The sequence below is a fragment of the Prosthecobacter sp. SYSU 5D2 genome (assembly GCF_039655865.1).
Classification (GTDB): Bacteria; Verrucomicrobiota; Verrucomicrobiia; order Verrucomicrobiales; family Verrucomicrobiaceae; genus Prosthecobacter.
Genome location: NZ_JBBYXL010000013.1, coordinates 153,671 through 175,009 on the forward strand (window position 1 = coordinate 153,671; position 21,339 = coordinate 175,009).

Consider the following 21,339-nt stretch of genomic DNA (forward strand, 5'->3'; position numbering starts at 1 on the left):
GTTGCATTTCTACACAAATCCTCCCATCATCGTCACGACAAAGATGATGCGAAATGCGACACTCCTCAAACCGCGTCCGCTGCGGCAGCGGCCCCCCGCCGTCATCCGCCGCTGGCAGCAACAGCGCACCCGCTGGCTCAGCACACTCGCCCCCGGCTCCCTTTTCCACCGGCTCTTCGATCACATCCCCGGCGTCCATTTCTTCGCCAAAGATCGCCAGGGCCACCTCATGTTCACCAGCCAGGGCCTCCGCCAGCGTTATTCCATGCAGGATGAATCCGACATCCTCGGCATGACCGACTTCGACCTCAACCCCGGCAGCATGGCCCAGGCTTATGTGAATGACGACGACCAGCTCCTCCAGGGCAAGGCCGCCAGCATCGAGCGCATCGAGCTCTGGTGGGACCGCCAGGGCATGCCCGACTGGTTCCTCGTCACCAAACTCCCCATTCATGACAAAAATGGCGAGATTCAAGGCGTTATGGGCCTCCTCCGCCGCCCAGATGAATCCGAGCGCCGCCTCCCCGTCTTTCAGACCGTCGCCCAGGCCGTCGAGCTCATCCGGCGAGATTACTCCAAACCCCTGCTCATCGAGCAGGTCGCCACCGCCTGCGGCCAGTCCCTCCGCCAGCTCCAGCGCCACTTCCAGGCCGCCTTTGGCATCACCCCTCAGGAATTTCTTCTTAAAACCCGCGTCCTCGCCGCCGCCCGCTTGCTCGAATCCACCGCCGCATCCGTCTCAGAGATCGCCACCGCCTGCGGTTTTCCCGATCAAAGCGCCTTCACTCAGCACTTCCGTAAACGTACTGGCCAGACTCCGAGCTGCTACCGCCAGCAGCAGCGGCTGATGCCACACTCAACGATGAACGGGGCATCACACCTGCTTGCGCAAAGGGTCAGCCAGCCCTAGAAACAAGGCGCTACCGTCCCCACATAAGAGGAGCGGGAAGAACCTTTCATTCACTAGCTTACCAAAACTCATTGGGCCTGGTTTGGCTGACGTATGCCTGGTCTATAGGGACCCGGAGGAGGGCGCCGAACAGATCCAGCAGCACGATTGCCACCATTGGGACCGGCTGACTTCGCTCCAATAAGTGAGCCTGGAGGCAGCTCGACATACGCAGCCGCTTCATTCATGGCAGCAGCCTCTTCCGGGCTGGGAGCCAGTTTCGCGGCGCTCCGAAGCAAGGGTGCCGCAGCGGCATCTCCTAACATAACCATGCCATCAAGGGCGGCTTTACGAACTTCCCGGTCTGGATGCAGCAGGAAGGGTTGAATTTTTGGCAGTTCTTTGGCATCGTAACTGACGGCCGCATCATCAATCGTTTCCATGATGATCTCGTTGCTGGTCATTTCCGCAGCCGGTTGCGTGGAGCTAGCGGGGGCTGAATTTGAAAGTGGAGAAAATTCAACGGGGTTGGAAGCGCTCCCATTGCTACTTTGGCCGTAGCCAGCCACCGCAGCCGTTTTTGGCGTCTTCGCTTTAATTTCCTTGGGTGCTGTGACCGCAGCATCAGGCCCTGCGATCACGAAAAAGAACAGGCCGACACCAATGGTGGCGACGAGGGTGGTCAAAAGGATGATTTTTGAAGACATTTTTGGGGCTTGCTTACTAATAAGTGAGATGGCCACCTGCCTATAACGGGCAGATGGCCATCACGAATTTGAATGAACTTAACTTCAGTTGAGATTAGTCAACTTCAGCTGGGAAGAACTTCAGGACATCAGCCTGAACTGCACCCGCGCTGATGGAGAATCCACCTTCAACGAAGGCATAGATGTCGCTGTCTTCGTCAGAGTTATCTTCATAACGATATCTGCCGGAGAGGCCTGTTGCCTTCTCGGCGAGAGGGAGATAAACACCCGTTTCCTTGTCCTTGAGGAGGCCAGACTTAGAACCACCTGTTCCCAGGCCGCCATACATGCGGATGCTTTCCTCAATTGTATAGGATGGATCTTCGCCTTCCGCAGGAATTTCCTGATCGAGGGTAATGCGGAAATAAGCATCTGACCTCCAAGTGTAGTTATACATGTAGGTCGTCATGGCCCATTCTGTGCCTGTAATTGTACCTTCGCTGGAATAGGGGGTGGATTCCACATATTCATCCGTCAGATAAACGCCATATTCATACCAAGTATAGGCATTGATGTAATCAGAGACATCAATCGGGTTGGTAACGCTTTTGTTCACCAGGAAGAAGCCATCATCGTCTTCGTACGTGTAGGTACCCGCAGGGTAATCCGTGATCACCACTTCTGGGTTCGGAACTTCTTCTGTTGGCTCCGGAGTTTCATCAACAGACTTGGTCTGTTCGCTGTAGCCAGTTTCAGTCACTTTTACCAAAGACCAGCCTTTGATGTCAGTGATGACGCCGATCTTCTTCAGATCTGTCAGGAATTCCTTGATGGAATATTTGCGTTTGGCAGACTTGGCGATGTATTCGTCCACAAAGGCAACTTTCTTTTTGCCTTTGAAAGAATCGTACTCGTTACTGAAAGCAGGACCTGCGCCTTCGGTGCCTTTTTTGAGAGGCTTGCCTGTCTCAGGGTCTTTGGCGACGGTACCAGGAGCTTCGTCCGTGATCGTCAGGCTGAAAGCGACCTTAGAGACCGTTCCAGGAGGTGGCGGTGGAGCCTGGCCAAATGCTTGTGAGGCAATGGGAAGGGAGAGGAGCATCAAAGCTCTAAGAGTGTGCGATTTTTTCATATGGAGTGTGGTGCGGGAACTGCAAGGCGGGAACCGAACAGTGTGACGATGTTGTGACGAAACGAAAATATGTCAATCTAATTTTAAAAATCGTTCATTACGATAAAAAATCCTGGATTCCTCCAGGAATCAACTTATCCGGCATTCCGTAATCCACAGCCCTCCTAAATTGATACGCAGCAAAAACGGACCTCCCAGGTCGGATCTCGCATGCGATGGCCTTGAAAACCACAGGAGCGAAGCTTTAATCTTTTTCGCACAATCTTGTTTTAGACGGTTCCCCGAAGTGCTCGGCCCAGTCCTGATCTCTACATTGAATGAAAATTTGTGGCTGTATGCTGTGCTCACAGCCTGATTTTAATTCGAAGGAGCCACCCGCTTCGGCAGCCGCCCCGGTGGCAGATCCAAAAAGGCAGCTGCTTCCCGCATGGCCGCAGCTTCTTCGGCCGATGGCGCAAGGTTTGCAGCCGCTCTCAACAGGGCGGCTCCGCCAGCCTCCCCCAGATTGACCATGCCATCAATGGCAGCGGCTCTGACTTCGGGATCGCTGTGCAAAAGATATGGCTGAATTTTCGGCAGCCCTTCAGGACTGTACAAGACGGCCGCATCATCAATGGTAGCGATGATTTGTGCATTGGGCTGGTCGGGATCTTCGGCCATTACTGCAGGCGAGTTTGCTTCAGTCGCAACCGTCGGGGTGACTTGAGGTGCTGCTGCTGGAGCAACGTTTGCAGGTTTGACAAAAGTCGTGGATTTCGCCACCGGGGCGGGAAGGGCCTTTTTTTCAGGCCCTCCGGCCATGAAAAAGGCTGCACACATGACCGCGGCCAAAAGGACAACGGCCAGCAAAAACTTGGGGAATTTGTTCATGAAAACTGGATCAAAGCGTTTCTCATCATATAAAAAAATCGCCACCTGCAGTGAAGCAGATGGCGATTCAATAGATCAAACGGTTAATTCACTCCATGGAATGAAGCCCATCGCTTATTCGACGACTTCTTCTTCTTCCTCAACTGGGTAGTAGGAAGCCACGTCTGTAGCAACACCAGCGCTCATCGTGGCGGAACCTTCAACGATCCCGACGATGACTGGCTCACCGAAGTTGTTGTCCACACCTGTTCCAGCGAGGGAGGTCAGTTTGGTTGCCGTGGAAAGAAGCACGTTCGGGGTGGAAGAACCCTTGAGTTTGCCCAGCTTCTGGCCGCCGGAGAGAACACCACTCATGTTAAAAACCTGGCCATCAAGGTTCAGCGTGACGTCGCCAAACATTTTGTAGAGCTCAGAGTAGGTGCCTGTGGAAGATACCGTGGCGACTGGAGGCTCACCAGCGGTGACGGTTTCAGTAACGATTTTGGCCTTCGCAGCACTGATGGTGTAATCTTCAGCGCTGTCTGTGATGATGTAGCCAGCCAGGGAGATTGGGGCCACGCCTTTTTTCACCAGGAAATAGTCGTCTCCGGAGATGCTCAGTTCAGGGAGAGTGCCAGAGGTGGACTGAACCTTGACGATCGACCAGCCTTTGATGTCTGTGATCAATGGCAGACCTTCGCCGGTTTCTTCCGTCAGCTGCTGAAGGAATTCTTTGTTGCCAAAACGACGGGCGACGAATTTTTCACCGATTTCAAGGGTCGTGGTTGAAGTATCACCATCAACAACGGTGTAGGTGTTAGAGCGGACGGTCGTCTTAGGATTGACAAGTTCACCAGCTGCGTCTTTGCCTTTAAGGGTGCCGACCACTCCTGCAAATTCAGCAGGCAGGTCGCCCGTGGCAGAGAGGTTGAATTTGAAAGTCACTTTAGACACGGAGCCTGGGATGACTGTTTGGCCGAAGCTCTGGGGAGCGATGGAAAGGGCGGTAAGAGCAAGCGCTCCAAGGATATACGTTTTTTTCATGTGGGTGTGGTGCGGGGGAGCTGCAAGGCGGGAACCAAACAGTGTGACGATGTTGTGACATTGTACAGACAAAGTCAAATGGAAATTAAGCTGTATTTTTAACTCGTGCATAATGCTTTCCTGTGAGTTTGTACTTTAACACCGTAGGTCATCTTGCCAGGCTTTTGGTTAGGCGCGCCAACCTGTTTATTTTTCCCCTTGCCCCAAGGCATCCGCTGCGAATGATCTCTCTTCCATACCATGAGCAAAGCCCCCATCACAGTCGCAGTCACCGGTGCCGCCGGGCAGATCGGTTATTCCCTCCTCTTCCGCATCGCCTCCGGTGCTCTTTTTGGCCCTGACCAGCCGGTTAATCTCCGACTCATTGAGATCGAACCCGCCCTCGGTGCCCTCAGCGGCGTCTGCATGGAGCTCGACGATTGCGCCTTCCCCCTCCTCAACAGCATCACCCCGACGGCGGACCTGGATGAAGGCTTCAAAGGCGTCAACTGGGGCATCCTCGTCGGCTCCGTCCCGCGCAAGGCCGGCATGGAGCGCAAAGACCTCCTCAACATCAACGGCAAAATCTTCACCGGCCAGGGCAAGGCCATCGAGAAAAACGCCGCCAGCGACGTCCGTGTCCTCGTCGTGGGCAATCCCTGCAACACGAACTGCCTGATCGCCATGAACAATGCCAAGGGCGTGCCTGCGGACCGCTGGTTTGCCATGACCCGCCTGGATGAAAACCGCGCCAAGAGCCAGCTCGCCGCCAAGGCCGGCGTTCACAGCACCGCCGTCTCCAACCTGGCCATCTGGGGCAATCACAGCGCCACCCAATACCCGGACTTCTACAACGCCAAAATCAACGGCCAGCCCGCCACCGACGTCATCAGCGACCACGACTGGCTGAAGGGCGATTTCATCAGCACCGTCCAGCAGCGCGGTGCCGCCATCATCAAGGCCCGTGGCTCATCCTCCGCCGCCTCCGCCGCGAATGCCGCCTGCGACACCGTTTACAGCCTCACCCGCCCGACTGCGGAAGGCGACTGGACCAGCGTGGCCGTCTGCTCCGACGGCAGCTATGGCATCGAAAAAGGCCTTATGTTCTCCTTCCCCATCCGTACCGACGGCAGCAAGTGGGAGATCGTCCAGGGCGTGCCGGTGAATGAATTCAGCCAGGGCAAGATCAAGGCCACGGAAGATGAGCTCAAGGAAGAGCGCGCCGCCGTGACCGAGCTGGGTTTGATCTGATCTTGCATTATGCATACCAGCGATCCGGTCTGCCGCGCCTCCTTTGTTTGCGTGGCATCGTTTCCTCCGTTAACTGGGGGCGATGCCACGTTTTTTTATCCTCCTCTTTCTCGCTGCCATCACCACGGCCTGCGGCCTGGATCTGCGCTTGCCCACAGACAATGGCGCCCTGCTGGTCAATGACGGTGCCGGTTACTTCCAGTTCGTTGACCGGGACTTCGAAGGCGTCAAATCCACCCCCTGGGAAGGCGGCCAGTTTGGCTTCGTCCGCGATGCCCGCCGTGTGGGACCGCGCATCGCCTATGCGCGCTTTCATGAGGGCATGGACATCAAACCCACCCAGCGCGATGCCAAAGGCAATCCCCTGGATGACATCCACCCCATCCTTCCCGGCACGGTTGTCCATGTCACCCCGTCCGCCGGGCTGAGCAATTATGGCCGTTACATCGTGGTGCGGCATGATCTCCCGGACGGTGCTTTTTATTCTCTCTACGCCCATCTGGCCTCTGCCACAGTCGCCGTAGGTGACCAGGTCACCCATGCCTCCGTCCTGGGTCGCATGGGCTTCACCGGCAGCGGCATTGACCAGCGCCGCGCCCACCTGCACGTGGAGCTAAACATGCTGCTCAACCCGGAGTTTGAAACCTGGTTTGCCTCCGGCTTCCGCACGCCTAACCATCACGGCATCTACAACGGCATGAACCTCCTGGGCCTTGACCTCCAGGCCCTATACCTGGCCCATGCGAAGAACCCGGCCATCACCCTCTCTGAATTCATCCGCCAAAGCGAAGCCTGGTTTGAGCTTACCGTCCCGGCCACCGCCAAGATGGATTTCATCACCCGTTACCCCTGGCTTCGCGACATCGCCTCCGTGCCGGATTCCGCCATCAGCGCGTGGAAGATCCGCTGCACCCGCTGGGGCCTGCCCATCAGCGTCAGCCCCGCAAGCCAGCCCGTCTCGCAGCCGGTCGTCTCCTGGGTGAAGGAAGACCCCATCCCCCATTATTACAACACCCGCGGCCTCGTCAGCAACAGCGGCCAGATCACCGTCAGCGGCCTCCAGTTCGCCAAGCTCCTCATTGGCCTGTAGCCGCCTGCGTCCCGCTCGCGGGATGGCGGGTGGTTTGGCGCTCTGCCGGCCTCCTTCCCCCACGTCCTCGCTTGCACCGCCGCACAGTCCCGGCATGATGTGCACATGATCAGCATTCTCGAGGCCTCCGAAGGTACTCTCGGCGGCCCCTCGCTCGCAGAGCGGATGCACCTGGCCTTTTCCACGGAAGGAAAACTGGCCCAGTCCCCCCAGTTTGAATACCGTCCCCAGCAGCAGCGCATGGCCCAGCTTGTGGCCGGGGCCCTGGAGAAAAACAAACCCCTCGTCGTGGAGGCGGCCACCGGCGTCGGCAAGTCCCTGGCCTACCTCGTCCCCGCCGTCGAATACGCCCTGGAGCAGGGACGCAAGGCCATCATCTGCACCCACACGATTAACCTCCAGGAGCAGCTCATCCACAAGGACATCCCAATCGTCAAAAAGATCGTCGGGCCCTTCCATGCCGAGCTTCTCAAAGGCCGCAGCAACTACCTCTGCCCCACCCGCCTGAAGAACGCCTACTCCCACAGTGGCGACCTCTTCAGCAGCAGCGAGACGGCCGAGCTGCAGCTCATCGAGGACTTCTTTCGTGACAATCCCTCCGCCACCCTGAGCGAGATGGACTTCACCCCCGGCGCCCGCGTCTGGTCCCTCGTCTGTAGCGAGCCCCACGCCTGCACCCCGCGCCGCTGCCCGCCCGGTAGCGGCTGCGTCTATCAGGACGTCCGCCGCCGCATGGCCGATGCGGATGTGCTGGTGCTCAACCACACCCTGTTTTTCACCCTGCTGGCCTCTGCCGATGAAGGTCCGCTTGCCGATGACACCAACTTCATCTTCCCGCGCGACTTTGTCATTCTGGATGAGGCCCACACCATCGAAAACATCGCCGCCAAGGCCTTCGGCATCCACGTCAGCGAATCCAACATCCGCTTTGAACTGGGCCGCCTTTACAATCCCAAGACCCGCAAAGGCTTCTTCCAGTCCCTCGGCGAGCAGGACGGCATTCGCGAAGTATCCCAGTCCATCGGCATGGTGGAAAGCTTCTTCCGCACTGCCGAGAACGCCTGCAAATTTACCGGTCCTTATGGCAAGGAGTTCCGCATCCGCGAACCTGGCCTAACCGAAGATACTCTTTCCCTCCCCCTCCAGCGCGTCGCCCGCATCGCCCAAAAATCCGGGGATGCCGCCAAGAGTGAGGGCCAGAAACTGGAGCTGCTGGACATCGCCAAGCGCCTCGCCAACCTGCGTGTGGCCATCAGCGCCTTTCTGGATCAGAGCGAGGAAGGCCACGTCTATTGGGCCGAGCGCAGCGGCGGCGACAACAAGGTCGTCTCCTTTCACAGCGCCCCCATTGATGTCGCCCCCAAGCTGGAAAGCATCTTCTTCACCGGCACCAAAGCCTGCGTTTTCACCAGTGCCACCCTTGGTGTGGGCGATGATGTGAAGCTCAAATACTTCCGCAACCGCGTCGGCGCCTACAAAGCCCAGGCGGAGACCATCGAGAGCCCGTTCGATTTCAAAAAGCAAATGAAGCTCTACCTGGTCAAGCGCATGCCTGAACCGGGCCGGCCCGAATATCAGGATGCGATGGTGGAGCAGATCGAATACTTTTTGGGCCTGTCCAAAGGCCGTGCCTTTGTCCTGTTCACTAGCTACAGCCAGATGACCGCCCTTGCGGATCGTATGGAAGACTTCTGCCTGGACCACGGCTGGCGTCTGCTCGTTCAGGGTCGCGGCATGCCGCGCCACCAGATGCTGCACGAATTCAAAAAGGACACCCACAGCATCCTCTTCGGCACCGACAGCTTCTGGACGGGCGTGGACGTCCCCGGCGAAGCCCTCAGCAACGTCATCATCACCCGCCTCCCCTTTGCCGTGCCGGATCATCCCGTCACTGCCTCCCGCATGGAATACCTGGAGGAACAGGGCCTCAACAGCTTCAGCGAATACAGCGTCCCCGAGGCCATCCTCAAGCTCCGCCAGGGCGTCGGCCGCCTCATCCGTACCCAGAGCGACAAAGGCATGGTCGTCATCCTGGACAACCGAATCCTCACCAAACCCTACGGCCGCGCCTTCATGGCCAGCCTGCCGGATTGCCCGACAGAAATCGTGGGGTGATGTCCCGTCGGGGGAGGTCAAATGCAGTTAAATACCTGATAAAACAGCTCTGGCTTGCGTTTCCTGGGTAGTCCAACCCTCAGTCCATGCTACGCCTTCTTTTATCACTCACTCTCCTCACCACATCTCTTGTTAGCGCCGCCGACCGGCCTAACATGATCTTCATCATCGCCGATGACGTCAGTTGGAATGACATCGGCTGCTATGGCAACACCGCCGCGCGCACGCCGAACCTCGACAAACTGGCTGCCAATGGCCGGCGCTTTGATGAGGCGTATCTGACGGCCAGCAGTTGCAGCCCCAGCCGCTCCAGCATCATCACGGGGCGCTATCCGCATAACAACGGCCGTGCGTCCGAGCTTCACCTGCCGATCGCCGCCCACCTGCCCTGGTTCCCCCGGTTGCTGAAGGACGCCGGTTATTACACGGCCCTGGTTGGCAAACATCACATGACCGCAGACAAGCCTGCCGAGGGTGAAAAGCCCCAGCCGGAGCCCTTTGACCTCGTGGACGGCGGCAACGCCCCGGGCAACAAAGGCGGTCATGCCACCTGGGTGAAAACCGTGCAGGAACGGCCCAAGGACAAACCCTTCTTCTTCTGGTTCGCCTCCCTGGATGCCCACCGTGCCTGGGATGCGGACAAGGACTGGAAGGAAGATCTTTATGGCCCCAAGCACGATCCGGCCAAGGTCATCGTGCCGCCCTTCCTGGTGGATGATGGCGAGACCCGCCAGGACCTGGCCTCCTATTACAACGAGATCACCCGGCTGGATTATTTCGTCGGCCAGGTGGTGGCCGAGCTTGAGAAGCAAGGTGCCCTGGAAAACACCCTCCTGCTGATGATGGCGGACAATGGCATGGCATTCCCGCGTGCCAAGACCCGCCTGCATGACTCCGGCATGAAGACCCCCTTCATCGCCCACTGGCCCGCAGGCATTGGCAAACCGGGCACCCCCAGCCAGAGCCTGGTCAGCGCCATTGACGTAGCTCCGACGATGCTGGACCTGGCCCAGGTGGAAATCGCCCCGACCATGCAGGGCGTCAGCTTTGCCCCCATCCTGGCCCAGCCGGAGGCGGAGGTGCGCAAGCATGCCTTCTCCGAGCACAACTGGCATGACTACGCCGCCCATGGTCGCTCCGTGCGCTCCGAGGGCTTCCTCCTCATCCGCAACAACCGCCCCCAGGAGCCCTGGCAGGGCCCGGCCGACTCCGTCAGATCCCCATCCTACGAGCAATTGAAAGCCGCCCGCGCTGCTGGCAAACTCACCCCTCCGCAGGCCGATGTCTTCCTCGCCCCACGTCCTGGCATGGAGCTGTATCGCACCGCCGCAGATGCCGACCAGATGTCCAACCTGGCCGACAATGCCGACTACGCCACCGTCAAAGCCCGCCTGGCCAAACTGCTGGATGAATGGACCGAACAGACCGGTGACAGCGTGCCTGCGGATCTCTCCAAGGACTCCTTTGATCGCGAAACCGGCAACCAGCTATTCAAAGGCCGCGATCAGTCCTATCGCGGCACCCCCGCCGGTTGGGACCGCAACGCCGCCAAAGTCAATGCGCCCGGTCCAAGGTGAGTCGGCTGAGCCCAGCAGGTGCTTTAGTCGCGAAGCGTCGTGGAGTGCGGTGCAAGCGATCAAGCGCATCACCGCTCTTCTTCGAAGGTGCCTGATAGCCTAACAGGTCGCGCAACAAAAGGTCCACGTTCGGCCAAGGCCCTTCAAGCTTCTTTGGCATTTAAGCACCTCTCAGGCCCCCAGGAAAGCGGCGGTGCCGAGGCAAGAGACTTGCGTCTTGCCTCTCTCCGCCGCACTCCAGGACGCTCCGCGACTTCGCCAACGCCTAACAAAAAGCACCTCACTTCGCCTTCGGATTGCGCATGTAATAGAGACGGCCGTCTTCGGCGCCGCCCAGGAAGTCTGGCATGCCGTCGTTGTTAAAGTCCACGGTGGTGGGGCTGACGTCGTGGCCTTCGATGTTGGCATCGGAGAGCAGGCCTTCATCGCTGAAGAACCACTGGCCTTCGGCATCGGAGGTCTGGCGGATGAAGTTGGCGTTGGCAGAGTTCAGCAGGATGTCCAGCTTGCCATCGCCGTCCCAGTCCATGATGCAGATCTTGCGGCGGCCGCTTTTGCCGGCGATGCCGGAATTCAGGCGCAGGGGCACACCCGGTGTCATGTCCACGGGATTGCGTACTTTCAAGTGGGCCAGGGCTTCATTCACGATGCCAGGCTTCTTCGCATCCTTGTCAGCAAAAAAGACGCGCTTCGGATGCTGGAGGAGGAGTTTTCCGTCCTTGCCTTTGCTGCGCTCAAAGAAAGCCAGATACCCTTCCTGGTCCAGCATGACGAGGTCCATAAGACCATCCTTGTTCCAGTCCACTGCCACCGGGGTGGTGCGCCATTGGGTGAGCAGATTTTTGCCCTCTGGACGCAGCCAGCCATACGCGAGCACGGGCTGCGCGCCTTTCCACTCCACCTGCACGGGCTTCGCAGCGGCCAGCTTGGGCTTGGCACGGGTGCCGGTGTTTTTATACCAGACCACCTTGCCGAGAATGGAGTTGAGGATCAAATCCGGCAGACCGTCGCCGTCCCAGTCGGCCACGGTCTGGGTGGTGTAGCCCCACTTGGCTTCGCAGGGGCCCTGGATGGAGCCGTTAGGACCGGCCATGGGGCGGATCGCTTTGCCTGCGGCTTCGAGAAGCACGGGAGCGGCCCACTTGGGAGCTTCCACACCTTTGCCGCTCAGGTTCTCAATGAAGGCCACATAGCCGGCAGTGTTGCCGCAGATGATGTCCATGTCGCCATCGCCATCCCAGTCAAAACCCACCGGAGTGGCCAGCGCTCCGAATTTGATGTCCGCCGCTTCCTGCTTGAAATAAACGGGCTCTTTGAAGACCGGCACTTTGTTGTCAAATTTGCCGGTGTTTTCCACGAAGGCCACGCGGCCGTCTTCATCACCGACGATCAGGTCCAGGTCGCCGTCCTTGTCCCAGTCAATGGCCGTGGGGGTGATCATCTCCAGGTCCATGGTCAGATACTTGCCGGTATCGGCCATTACACGCTTCACAAACGCATACTTGGGCTTGGTGCGGGTGCCGACGTTTTCGAAGTAGGTAAAACCGTCCAGAAATTCACCACAGAGCAGATCCAGGTCACCATCGCCGTCAAAGTCGGCAAAGTTAGGGGAAGGCCAGCCGTACGTCTCCACAGGGCGGTCCATGGCCATCACCTTTTTGGGCTTGTCATACTTCGGCTTGTCATTGCTGCCGGTGTTGCGCAGCACATACACATAACCGCGCAGAGGGCCGTTCATCCAGCGGCCGTTTTCATCATAGGCATTGTCCCAGACGTATTCGGTCCAGTCGCCCACACCGACGATGAGGTCATTGTTGCCGTCGCCATCAAAGTCCACGATGCGCCACATGTTGGCGCGGACTTTGTTCATGTGGATGTTCTTGTCCGGGCCCAGCTTGACCTCGTTATCAATGCCCGTCTTGAGGAAATCCGGATGCACCATGCCGGGGCTGGTGACCACCGGCTTGCCATCCACATAACTGACCTGGACATTCTGCGCGCCTTTGCTGATGCGCACGCCGGGCTTGAAGACGGGCATCTTGTTCTTGGCCGTGTCGCCCGTCGCGTTCTCAAAAAAGTAAATGCCATTGGAGGGCTTGTCCGGGCAGTTCACCACCAGGTCCAGGTCACCATCGCCATCATAGTCCATGGGCAGAGGCCAGGCCCACAGACCGACGCCCAGGTCCACGACGAGACCGGGATTGTTATACTTCAGCGGGGTCAAAGTATCGCTGGCGGCAGCAGGGCCGCTCAGGAGCGCAGAGAGCGCAAGGAGGCAGAGATGGGAAGGCTTCATGGTCGGTCGGTTGGGAAAAAGGCAGGGTTCCAACGACAGCATGCAGGGATTCATTTCCCGCACAATCATTTGCCGCTGCGGATTCTTGCTGGGTGGTTGACGATGTTTGACTTGGGACTGTCAAGGCACAGGGCCAGTCCAGACCGGTTGTGACGGAAAGAGGCTCACTCCTGGGCAGGATAAAGCTCGCGGACACCGGTTTTCAGGGCACCCAGTTGTTTGACCTCGGCGGCCGTCAGAGCACGGTTGAAAACAGCCAGATCATCCAGGTACCCCACATACGCCGCCCCCAGCACCAGCGCCACTTGCGTCGAGTCCCAGCCAAAGGTCAGGTCCCAGTTTTCAATGCTGCCTTTCAGCTCACCATTCATGTACAGCCGGCCTGCGGGCGCGCGGGTCTTGTCATTGACGTTTTCCACCGTGAAAACCACGTGGGTCCACGCCTCGCGTGAAAATGGCACCTGGGTCCGGTCCAGTTGCACCATGGGCCGTTTGTCCGCAGGGATCTCATCCCACAGCACATTCGTGGGGTTCCAGATCTCAACCAGCGGGCGCATGGCATAGCGGAAAAAGCGCGGCGTTTCATCCTTGGACCACTCCAGGAAAATGAAACCCTTTTTGCCATCATCGCCCACGATCTGCACCGGGTCGCAGTACCCCGGCTCCAGGTCCTTGTCCGGGTCCAGCCTCAGCCACACGGAGACACTCGTGCTCCAGCTTTGTGCATTGTAGTTCAGCACCTCCGCCCCCTTGTACAGCGGACGCGTCACCCCTTTTTTGGGGAACCACAGCGCATGGCCAAACTTCCCCTCCCCCTGGGCGATTTTCACCTCCTCATTCAGCGCAGCCGGCACCGTTTCCTTGCCCTTTTTGACATAGGCCGTCTTTTCTCCCCGGGAGAATGAAGCGTCCAGCCCCTCTTCAAACGGCGCGTGGAATGTCAGCGCCGAGCGCAGCGCACTGAGGTCCTGGGAAGAGGAACAGACAGGCAGAAGTCCGGCAGCGAGGCAAAGAAGGAAAACAGGTCTCATGGTGCGGTGGTTGTGCGGTGAGTGATCCCAGAATACATTTGGAAATCGCGGTTTCTTTAATCCCGGGGGCAAGAAGTCACATTAGGATGCACCGCCGTGACAGCACAGGAGCGTGGGAGAGACGGTTTGGAGGCGTAGCCTTGTCCCCTTCATTGCCTTGGATTGAAAAACACCCTGCTACGGTCATGGGCATTGAACTCACGCACGATTTCCCCCATCCAGCCCCGGTTTTCCTCCGCCGCCTGCACCGTCACCGGGGTTTGGCGCAGCTTCTCTGGCAGGCAACGCCTCAGGCACTCCAGGCAGGCGCGAATGACGTACTCCTTCGGATGGTCAACCCTCGCAGGAATCGCAAACCGGGTCACCTCCATCGTCAGCTCCAACGGAGCCTGCGGATCTCCAAGATCGCTAGCAAGAAATCGCACGCCGCACATCGAAGCCAGGTTCAGGTCTTCGGTAGCCTCTTTGCGGTTGTTCGTCGGCGGCACATTCACCGCCGAAATAAGCCCGACCGCCGTCGCCGGTCCGCTGTGTGCATACCAGTCATGACAAGTAACCGCCGTTATGACGATATGCCCGGACCCCAGCCCGTCCAGAGGCTGAAAGGTCGTCGTCAGGGCGGACTCCCCTGCCCCCGCCCCATGCACCCAAATGCCAAGTAAAGCGATGATGACGAGGAGAAGTTTCATTCCCGCATTGAAGCAGATTACCCGGCGCTTGGCAAACCTGATGAGTGCCCAAAAGCGAGGCGTTAGAAGTGGTCCGCACAGACCCTTGTGCGGGACCGATGGGTCGCAAACGCAGAGAAATCAAAAGACCTTCGACGACGACCTGGATAGCATGGAAATCTGGGGCTTCGCAGCAGCCTTCCGCACTGGGACAGTGCGGGCCACATTCGACCCTCTTCCCAGCCTAACCAACCCAGCCTTGCGCGTGATCCCTAATCTCCTCATCCGTCAGCCCCATCCACCCCAGCGGTCTAGGCGTGGGCGGCTGCCAGTCGGTTTGCGGGGCCATCTCCCTCTCCCCCGGATTTCTGCACAATCAAATACACATGCAGCTCCGGATGCTGGTCATACTCCAGATGCCTGCAAACACAGCCCGCACCGGCAACAAGCTCCAGTATCCGGGGCAGGCCCAGCGTCGCATGATAGACCGGCTCGCCCATCAGCTCATGGCACCGCTCCTCCGATGCATCCAGCCCACCGCTGGTGAAGATCAGCACCCCACCCGGATTCAAGCCGCCGCACAGCTTGTGCAGAATGCCCTCATGCTCCGCCAGCGGCGCATGCCAGAGGCTGTCCCAGGCCGAAATGAAATCATACCGCTGCGGCAACTCCCAGGTGCAGATGTCCGCCAAATGAAAAGTCACCCCCGGATGCCGCGCCCGCGCCAGCCGCAGCATCTCCGCCGAGACATCCATCCCCTCCACCTCAAACCCCTCCGCCAGCAGCAGCTCCACCATCCTCCCGCTGCTCCCACACCCAACGTCCAGCGCCTGTCTCGAGCTCCCCTCCTTGCCCATTGTCACAAAATGCAACGCCCTTCGATGCTGCGCGATCCCATTGGCCCGGTTAAACTCCTCCCCGCTCCAAAAAGAAGCAATCTTGTCGTAAGTCTCGGCAGTCTGGCGGGGTGTCATGAGATCTCTCGTGAAAATCAAAGTTTAATCTTCAGCCCCATCTCCTCCTTCATCGTCAAAAGAGCTTCCGCATTGCCCTTGGCATCGTCCACAGGATGATGCGTGTGGCGGGTCTTGCGCAGGTGCTTGAAGGTTTGGAAAGTGTCCTTCACCAGCCCCTTGTACAGGCTGCCCAGATTCGTTGACGAAAAGCCGAAAGGGTTCCTGCCGGTGAAATGGTGGAAGTACCAATTGATGAACTGCCAGTCGAACCCGTTGTTGTCAGAGACAAACATCAGCCGGTCTTTTGAGACCTCCGCCAGCCAGTCTGCAAAACGGCTCATCACCTCCTGCGGTTCATCAAACCCTAGCACCTGCTCCCGGCTGAATCCGCTCACTGCCAGAGCCTCCGGCACATACTTTTCAGAGATCGGTTTCAACTGACCGTAAAACGTCCTCTCCAGCCCCGGCTCCACGACCACCGCCCCGAAACAGACCATCGAGTAGTCTCCCGGAATAGGCCCGTCCGATTCGATATCCACCATGATATAGCTCATTGTTTTGTGATTAAGTAAAATATTAGGTCATGAAATAATAGACAAATGTCACCGCCCCATCATCACTCGACGCGATATAACAGTTACCCTTGAGTCCCCCACGCCAAATTCTAGGCTGTTGAAACTGCCCCTCCATTTTCGGGAACTCCTCGTGGACCATCTCGCGGATGGCCAAATAATCCGAATCATGATTGGGTCCTGGCTCGCATTCGTGAAAGTGCGGCGAAGACTCCCAAGGGCGCGACTCGCCTAACGGAAATCGCAGCAGCCACGCCTGCGAGGATTCGAATGGGCCACCCTCACGCTGATATTCCAAAATTTGAACAGATGTCGGAACCACAAACAAGATATAACTGATGAGACGGTCGCGACCCATCACGCCGTCTTTTGAGACATAATGTATGTGATAGGCGTAGCCGCTGACCAAAAGTATGGCGGAGATGGACAGGCATAACCAAAGCCTTCGTTTGCTGGGGAGGATTTCTGTCATTATGCTTTTACGAGGACTTTACGGTAGCTTTCAAGTCGGATATAATGGGATACAACCCTCCACCCTGTTACAGGTGGAAGTCAGAGATGCACTTGCTAACGGCTTGTGGTGTCCTCCATCACCAGACTGACCTCAACAAAGCTAATTTCTCTATATCCGGCATTCGTCTGCAACCGAAGACGAGTCCATCGGCCTGAAGTGCCGATCAAGTTCGCATCCAGAATGGTCGGGGGACCTTCGAATGAGCCTTCAAAAACCTGGTAGTTGTGTGCATCTGTAAAGAGGAGTGTGCCTGGCACAAATCTGTTGTTGTCCCAATCAACTGGATACTCCACTTCCATCGTAAGCGTATCCGTGGCGGTGTCTTCGATTACGCGCAGGATTCGGGTGTCATGAAAGTGGATGTCTGATATTATCATGAAAGTGATCGTCGAGGGTTCATCAACCAAGATCGTCCAGAGGATGCGAAGGTTTAGCAATTTGCCTCCTCCTAAACCACTGTCCGATTTGATACAAAACCCAGGAGATCGTGCAGGCTGGAAATGCTGACGCAAAATAGCCTGCTCCTGGAATGTCGTTCATCATAATGGGATCGAACAGTAGCATCCGCCAAATGCCCCAGATACAGATGGCGATAAACGGGAGAGAAAACACGCTGCAACCTTGCCTCTCCCCCAACAAGCAAGGCCGGATGAAAATGAGGACCGCCAGAAACCCCTGGATGGCATAATCGGTAGCGGGAAGTGACAACCAGGAAAGCATCTGCGAGGCAGAGTAATTCAGCGGCCTGAACTCATAAAGAGAATTTACCGGAGGAATTCGTCATCCATTTTTGCGTTTCCCACCCACCCCCACAAAACAAGCTGCAAACCTCCCCACGCGTGATACTGTGACCGTCCCTCATGCTTACCCTTCGAGACGTTACCAAGACTTTTAATGCCCGGACCCTTTTCACCGGGGCCAATATGACCGTGAATTATGCGGAGCGTGTGGCCCTTGTCGGCCCGAACGGGGCGGGCAAGTCCACGCTGTTTTCCCTGATCCTCAAGGAAGATGAACCGGATGCGGGCGAGGTGATCCGCGATGAATGGACCACGCTGGGCTACCTGCCCCAGGAAAGTGAGCCGGTGGGTGACGAAACGATTTTGGACGTGGCCACGGGCAAGGCGGGCATGATCGAGGAACTGGAAAAGATCCTCCGCGACTATGAATCCCGCAGCGATGTGGCGGCCCCGGAATACACTGAGGCGCATGCCAAGCACGATGCCCTGAACGATCCCCAGGCCGAGGCGAAGGCGAAGAAGATCCTGAAGGGCTTCGGTTTTAAAGAGGAGGACTTCCACAAACCCGCCCGCGAATACTCCGGCGGCTGGGTGATGCGCGCGCACTTGGCGCGTATCCTGGTCATCGAGCCGGACCTGCTGCTGCTGGATGAGCCGACCAACCACCTGGACCTGCTGTCCCTGATGTGGTTTAAGAATTACCTGAAGAACTATCCGGGCGCGATCCTGCTCATTTCCCATGACCGCGACTTCATGGATGAGCTGATTGAGACGGTCTATGAGATCGAGGAGAGCAAGCTGGTGGCCTATCAGGGGAACTACAGCGAGTACCTGAAGCAGAAGGAAGCCAACTGGGAGCGCGCCTACCAGGCCTGGAAAAACCAGCAGAAAGAGATCGAGGCGATCCAGGAATTCATTGACCGGTTCCGCTCCGTGACCTCCAAGGCCGCGCAGGCGCAGAGCCGCGAGCGCCAGCTGGAGAAGATGGACAAGCTGGACCGGCCACGTCCGCTGCGGAAGGCCTTCCGGTTTAACTTCCCCCAACCTCCGCGCGGCGGCCAGCGTGTCGTCGCCCTGACGGACATCCATCAGGCCTACGGCGAGAAGAAGATCTACCAGGGCCTGGACCTGGAAGTGGAAAAGGGCGAGCGCACCGTGCTGGTGGGCCCCAACGGTGCCGGCAAGTCCACACTCATCAAGATCATGGCCGGCGAGGTGCCCTTCCAAAAGGGCGAGCGCCGTTTTGGCACGAACATCAAGATGGGCTACTTCTCCCAGCACCGCGCCGATACCCTGGACCCGGAGTGCACCATCCTGGAAGAGCTGAAGCGCTGCGCCCCCGAGCTGCGCGAAGACGATGCCCGCAGCATCCTGGGCAGCTTCCTGTTCAAACGGGAAGATGTTTACAAGAAGTGCAAGGTCCTCAGCGGTGGTGAAAAAAGCCGCCTGAACCTGGTGAAATTCCTCGTGGATCCACCGAACCTCCTCCTCATGGATGAGCCCACGACCCACTTGGACATCTGGGCCATCGAGGGCCTGATCCTCGCCCTGCAGAAATTCGAAGGCACCCTCGTCTTCATTTCGCATGACGTGCATTTCATCCGCAGCCTCGCCACCAAGGTCCTGCACATCAACGCCGGCGTCGTCACCCCTTACAGCGGCGGTTACGATTACTACCTGGAGAAGACCGGTGCCGAAGAGAATGCACGGGCCGCGGTGATTGCGGGGTAGCGGTGTCCAAGGAGTGAGGCCATCCTGGCCTCAAAATGACGGCAGGATGCCGTCACACCTTGTGCTTCGCAGCCAGCTCAATCAATCAAATCCAGATCATGCCGCACCCGGCAGGCCGGCTCTTGGGTCTCGCGCCCGGCCACGGCGGCGAGTTCGGCATCGCTCTTGAAACCTATCAGCCGCGACAGGCCGATGCGGTTCTGCGAGATCCAGTGCACCACCTGGCGGGCCATGCCCTGCATGACGGGCGTGGCAAGCCGGGCCGACCAGGTGCGGTATTCCTGCAGCGCCCACAGGCACATCACCCAGGCTCCGGCCCCCTGCCACACCTCCCCCGTATCCGCCAGAATGACGATCTCCTGGTCCGCCCGCAGGTGCTGGATGCCCGGCAGCCGCTGCGCTGCCTCCGGTGAATCATAGGGAATGAACTCCAGCCGCACATATGCCGGCTGGCCACTGAGCCACTGCCTGACCTGCGAGCACAGCCCGCAGCGGGCATCATAAAACAATGTGAGGGTATTCATAAGTCATTGGGTGGGTTGTCTGAAAGTGAAGCGGGCACTCCTGCCTGCTCTTGGCGAGGATGATGCAGCACCAGATGAAGGCTGGCCGTCAGCCCACACACCGAAGCGCCCACCAGGTAGGGCCAGGAGTCGGGCTCGCTTAAAGCCCGCATTGTCTCCTTCCAAAAGGTTCCAGGATGCAGAAGGCGGTCCATCATCGCATAGAACCCCATCGCTGTGAATCCACTGATACCGCCTAACAAAGGAGCAATGCAGCGATGCCGCAGCCTGCTGCGCTGAGGAACCGCCAAGTCCACAGGCAAGAAAACAAAAAGCCAGGCCAGCAGCACCACCGGCACGCTGTAGAGGGAGAACATCACAAACACCTCGGACATGACGGGCAATGGGCGGTCCTCCAAGCGGCAGACGACGGTTGCGGCAGGAATGATGCTGATATTGCACGCCACCCACCCCCAAAACATGGCGATGAATGAGCGGCGGACAATGGCAGCGAGTTTCATGGATGACAGGTGGCGAGGGTTTATTAACTTTTAGTTAGGCACCCACTCTCAGCACCGGCGGCACAGGAGGCGGCATGGTGGCGAGCTGGCCGCGTTTCCGCATCTTGGCGAAGACGACGAGGTTGAAGAAATGCATGCCGCCGAGCACCAGGAGGACGATGCCCATCTTGCCGCTGAGTGCTTCAAACACCCCCTGGGCTCCGATGATGCTTTCCGATGTTTTTAGATAGAGCGAGACGAAGCCAATGTTGATGAGGTAAAAGCCGACCACCAGGAGATGGTTGACGCTGTCCGCCAGTTCGGTGTTCCCCTGGAAGCATTCGACCAGGAAGATGCGGCCGTTTTGATACAGGGTGCGGGCGACCCAGACGGTCATGCTGATGGCAAGCACAAGATAGAGGGCATAGCTGAGGGTGGTTTCATTCATACTGTTAATTGGGTTTAGGTTTGTTTAGTTGTGGGGTGGGATTGTTCACAAAGTGAACATGGAAGTGGCGCGGGCTTTGGTCCGGACAGGTGGGGGATTGCAGATCAAGGCCCGCAGCAAGGACCTCATCCGCTGAAATGCGCCTGCCCTTTGCTGAATTTGGACCGGGTCTGTTTTCATTGGTTTGTCTTTCTATATTGAACTTTCGATAATTTCCGAAACATTACGGCAAAAAAAAGAGATCAGCTCAGCAAACGCATGGCCCACTGCAGGGCGGAGGAATGCTTCATGCCGGAGACGGTATCGGAAACCTTCATGCCGAATTCGACGAACTCCTGAAGCTCTTTCATCTGCTTATGGAAGTCCTTCCCCGGACCCGCAGGCTCGCCCTTGGTCTGCTCGGCACAATTTTTGAGCACGCTCAGGGCGGGGTCCAGTTCACGGCGTTTGCGCTCGCGGGCGATGGTGATGAAGATTTTCCAGACATCCTTCTCCGCCTCGAAGTATTCCCGCCGTTCGCCCTTCTTGACAAGGCCGCGCACGAGACCCCAGCCGACAAGCTCGCGGAGGTTGGTATTGGCATTGCCACGGCTGACCTGAAGCCGCTCCATGATCTCCTCCGTGTGCATGGATTCCGGCGCGGTCATGAGCAGCGCGTGGATCTGCGCCATGGTACGGTTGATGCCCCAGTTGCTGCCCAGGGCGCCCCACTGGGCGATGAACTCCTCTCGCGAGGTTTCCCAGGTGGCAGGTTCATCTTTCATCTTA

20 protein-coding genes are annotated in these 21,339 nt (G+C 58.0%); 6 read left to right on the forward strand and 14 right to left on the reverse strand.

The window, feature by feature from the left end; translation table 11 throughout:
- Position 1: 1 nt before the first annotated feature.
- A complete protein-coding gene (locus WJU23_RS20765) occupies positions 2–910 on the forward strand; it encodes an AraC family transcriptional regulator (RefSeq protein ID WP_346334540.1) in 909 nt (302 codons plus the stop codon).
- Between the two features lie 68 nt (positions 911–978).
- Here WJU23_RS20765 and WJU23_RS20770 read toward each other — a convergent pair whose 3' ends face one another.
- The 4 genes from WJU23_RS20770 to WJU23_RS20785 form a co-directional block, all read right to left on the reverse strand.
- Entirely contained in the window at positions 979–1,596 is a 618-nt protein-coding gene (locus tag WJU23_RS20770) for a HEAT repeat domain-containing protein (protein WP_346334541.1), read from the reverse strand.
- 94 nt (positions 1,597–1,690) lie between these two features.
- Entirely contained in the window at positions 1,691–2,707 is a 1,017-nt protein-coding gene (locus WJU23_RS20775) for a hypothetical protein (RefSeq protein WP_346334542.1), read from the reverse strand.
- Between the two features lie 357 nt (positions 2,708–3,064).
- Positions 3,065–3,367 carry a hypothetical protein gene (locus WJU23_RS20780; protein WP_346334543.1) on the reverse strand — a complete coding sequence of 101 codons (303 nt, stop codon included), beginning with the start codon at positions 3,365–3,367 and terminating at the stop codon, positions 3,065–3,067.
- Between the two features lie 324 nt (positions 3,368–3,691).
- Positions 3,692–4,600 (reverse strand): hypothetical protein, encoded by a 909-nt coding sequence (locus tag WJU23_RS20785; RefSeq protein ID WP_346334544.1) that lies wholly within the window; start codon positions 4,598–4,600, stop codon positions 3,692–3,694.
- A 240-nt stretch (positions 4,601–4,840) separates the two neighbouring features.
- On the opposite strand from WJU23_RS20785, the gene WJU23_RS20790 reads away from it, so the two are divergent.
- The 4 genes from WJU23_RS20790 (at position 4,841) to WJU23_RS20805 (ending at position 10,612) form a co-directional block, all read left to right on the forward strand.
- Positions 4,841–5,830 (forward strand): malate dehydrogenase, encoded by a 990-nt coding sequence (locus WJU23_RS20790; RefSeq protein ID WP_346334545.1) that lies wholly within the window; start codon positions 4,841–4,843, stop codon positions 5,828–5,830.
- 82 nt (positions 5,831–5,912) lie between these two features.
- Positions 5,913–6,920 carry a M23 family metallopeptidase gene (locus WJU23_RS20795; RefSeq protein ID WP_346334546.1) on the forward strand — a complete coding sequence of 336 codons (1,008 nt, stop codon included), beginning with the start codon at positions 5,913–5,915 and terminating at the stop codon, positions 6,918–6,920.
- 105 nt (positions 6,921–7,025) lie between these two features.
- The gene (locus tag WJU23_RS20800) at positions 7,026–9,035 is read left to right on the forward strand and encodes a helicase C-terminal domain-containing protein (RefSeq protein ID WP_346334547.1); all 2,010 of its coding nucleotides are present in this window, start codon (positions 7,026–7,028) and stop codon (positions 9,033–9,035) included.
- An 86-nt stretch (positions 9,036–9,121) separates the two neighbouring features.
- On the forward strand, positions 9,122–10,612 hold the full coding sequence (locus tag WJU23_RS20805; RefSeq protein WP_346334548.1) for a sulfatase: 1,491 nt from the start codon (positions 9,122–9,124) through the stop codon (positions 10,610–10,612).
- A 280-nt stretch (positions 10,613–10,892) separates the two neighbouring features.
- Here WJU23_RS20805 and WJU23_RS20810 read toward each other — a convergent pair whose 3' ends face one another.
- The 6 genes from WJU23_RS20810 to WJU23_RS20835 form a co-directional block, all read right to left on the reverse strand.
- A complete protein-coding gene (locus tag WJU23_RS20810) occupies positions 10,893–12,908 on the reverse strand; it encodes a VCBS repeat-containing protein (RefSeq protein ID WP_346334549.1) in 2,016 nt (671 codons plus the stop codon).
- 164 nt (positions 12,909–13,072) lie between these two features.
- Complete coding sequence (locus WJU23_RS20815) at positions 13,073–13,939, reverse strand: LamG domain-containing protein (RefSeq protein ID WP_346334550.1); 867 nt, start codon at positions 13,937–13,939, stop codon at positions 13,073–13,075.
- Between the two features lie 149 nt (positions 13,940–14,088).
- A complete protein-coding gene (locus WJU23_RS20820) occupies positions 14,089–14,628 on the reverse strand; it encodes a hypothetical protein (protein ID WP_346334551.1) in 540 nt (179 codons plus the stop codon).
- Positions 14,629–14,918: 290 nt separating this feature from the next.
- Complete coding sequence (locus WJU23_RS20825; protein ID WP_346334552.1) at positions 14,919–15,581, reverse strand: class I SAM-dependent methyltransferase; 663 nt, start codon at positions 15,579–15,581, stop codon at positions 14,919–14,921.
- Between the two features lie 17 nt (positions 15,582–15,598).
- Positions 15,599–16,117, reverse strand: coding sequence for an exonuclease domain-containing protein (locus WJU23_RS20830; RefSeq protein ID WP_346334553.1), 519 nt, complete (start codon positions 16,115–16,117; stop codon positions 15,599–15,601).
- A 22-nt stretch (positions 16,118–16,139) separates the two neighbouring features.
- Entirely contained in the window at positions 16,140–16,607 is a 468-nt protein-coding gene (locus WJU23_RS20835; protein WP_346334554.1) for a hypothetical protein, read from the reverse strand.
- A 902-nt stretch (positions 16,608–17,509) separates the two neighbouring features.
- On the opposite strand from WJU23_RS20835, the gene WJU23_RS20840 reads away from it, so the two are divergent.
- Positions 17,510–19,120, forward strand: a complete 1,611-nt coding sequence (locus tag WJU23_RS20840) for an ABC-F family ATP-binding cassette domain-containing protein (protein ID WP_346334555.1) — start codon at positions 17,510–17,512, stop codon at positions 19,118–19,120.
- A gap of 77 nt (positions 19,121–19,197) precedes the next feature.
- Here the strand turns inward: WJU23_RS20840 and WJU23_RS20845 are convergent, their stop codons facing one another.
- From WJU23_RS20845 to WJU23_RS20860, 4 genes are all read right to left on the reverse strand, one after another.
- Positions 19,198–19,644, reverse strand: coding sequence for a DCC1-like thiol-disulfide oxidoreductase family protein (locus WJU23_RS20845; protein WP_346334556.1), 447 nt, complete (start codon positions 19,642–19,644; stop codon positions 19,198–19,200).
- Positions 19,641–20,144 carry a hypothetical protein gene (locus WJU23_RS20850; RefSeq protein ID WP_346334557.1) on the reverse strand — a complete coding sequence of 168 codons (504 nt, stop codon included), beginning with the start codon at positions 20,142–20,144 and terminating at the stop codon, positions 19,641–19,643. The genes WJU23_RS20845 and WJU23_RS20850 overlap by 4 nt, the downstream gene beginning before the upstream one ends.
- Before the next feature lie 34 nt (positions 20,145–20,178).
- Positions 20,179–20,571: a hypothetical protein gene (locus WJU23_RS20855; protein ID WP_346334558.1), complete on the reverse strand. Its 393-nt coding sequence runs from the start codon at positions 20,569–20,571 to the stop codon at positions 20,179–20,181.
- Positions 20,572–20,813: 242 nt separating this feature from the next.
- The gene (locus tag WJU23_RS20860) at positions 20,814–21,335 is read right to left on the reverse strand and encodes a transcriptional regulator (protein ID WP_346334559.1); all 522 of its coding nucleotides are present in this window, start codon (positions 21,333–21,335) and stop codon (positions 20,814–20,816) included.
- Positions 21,336–21,339 lie beyond the last annotated feature (4 nt).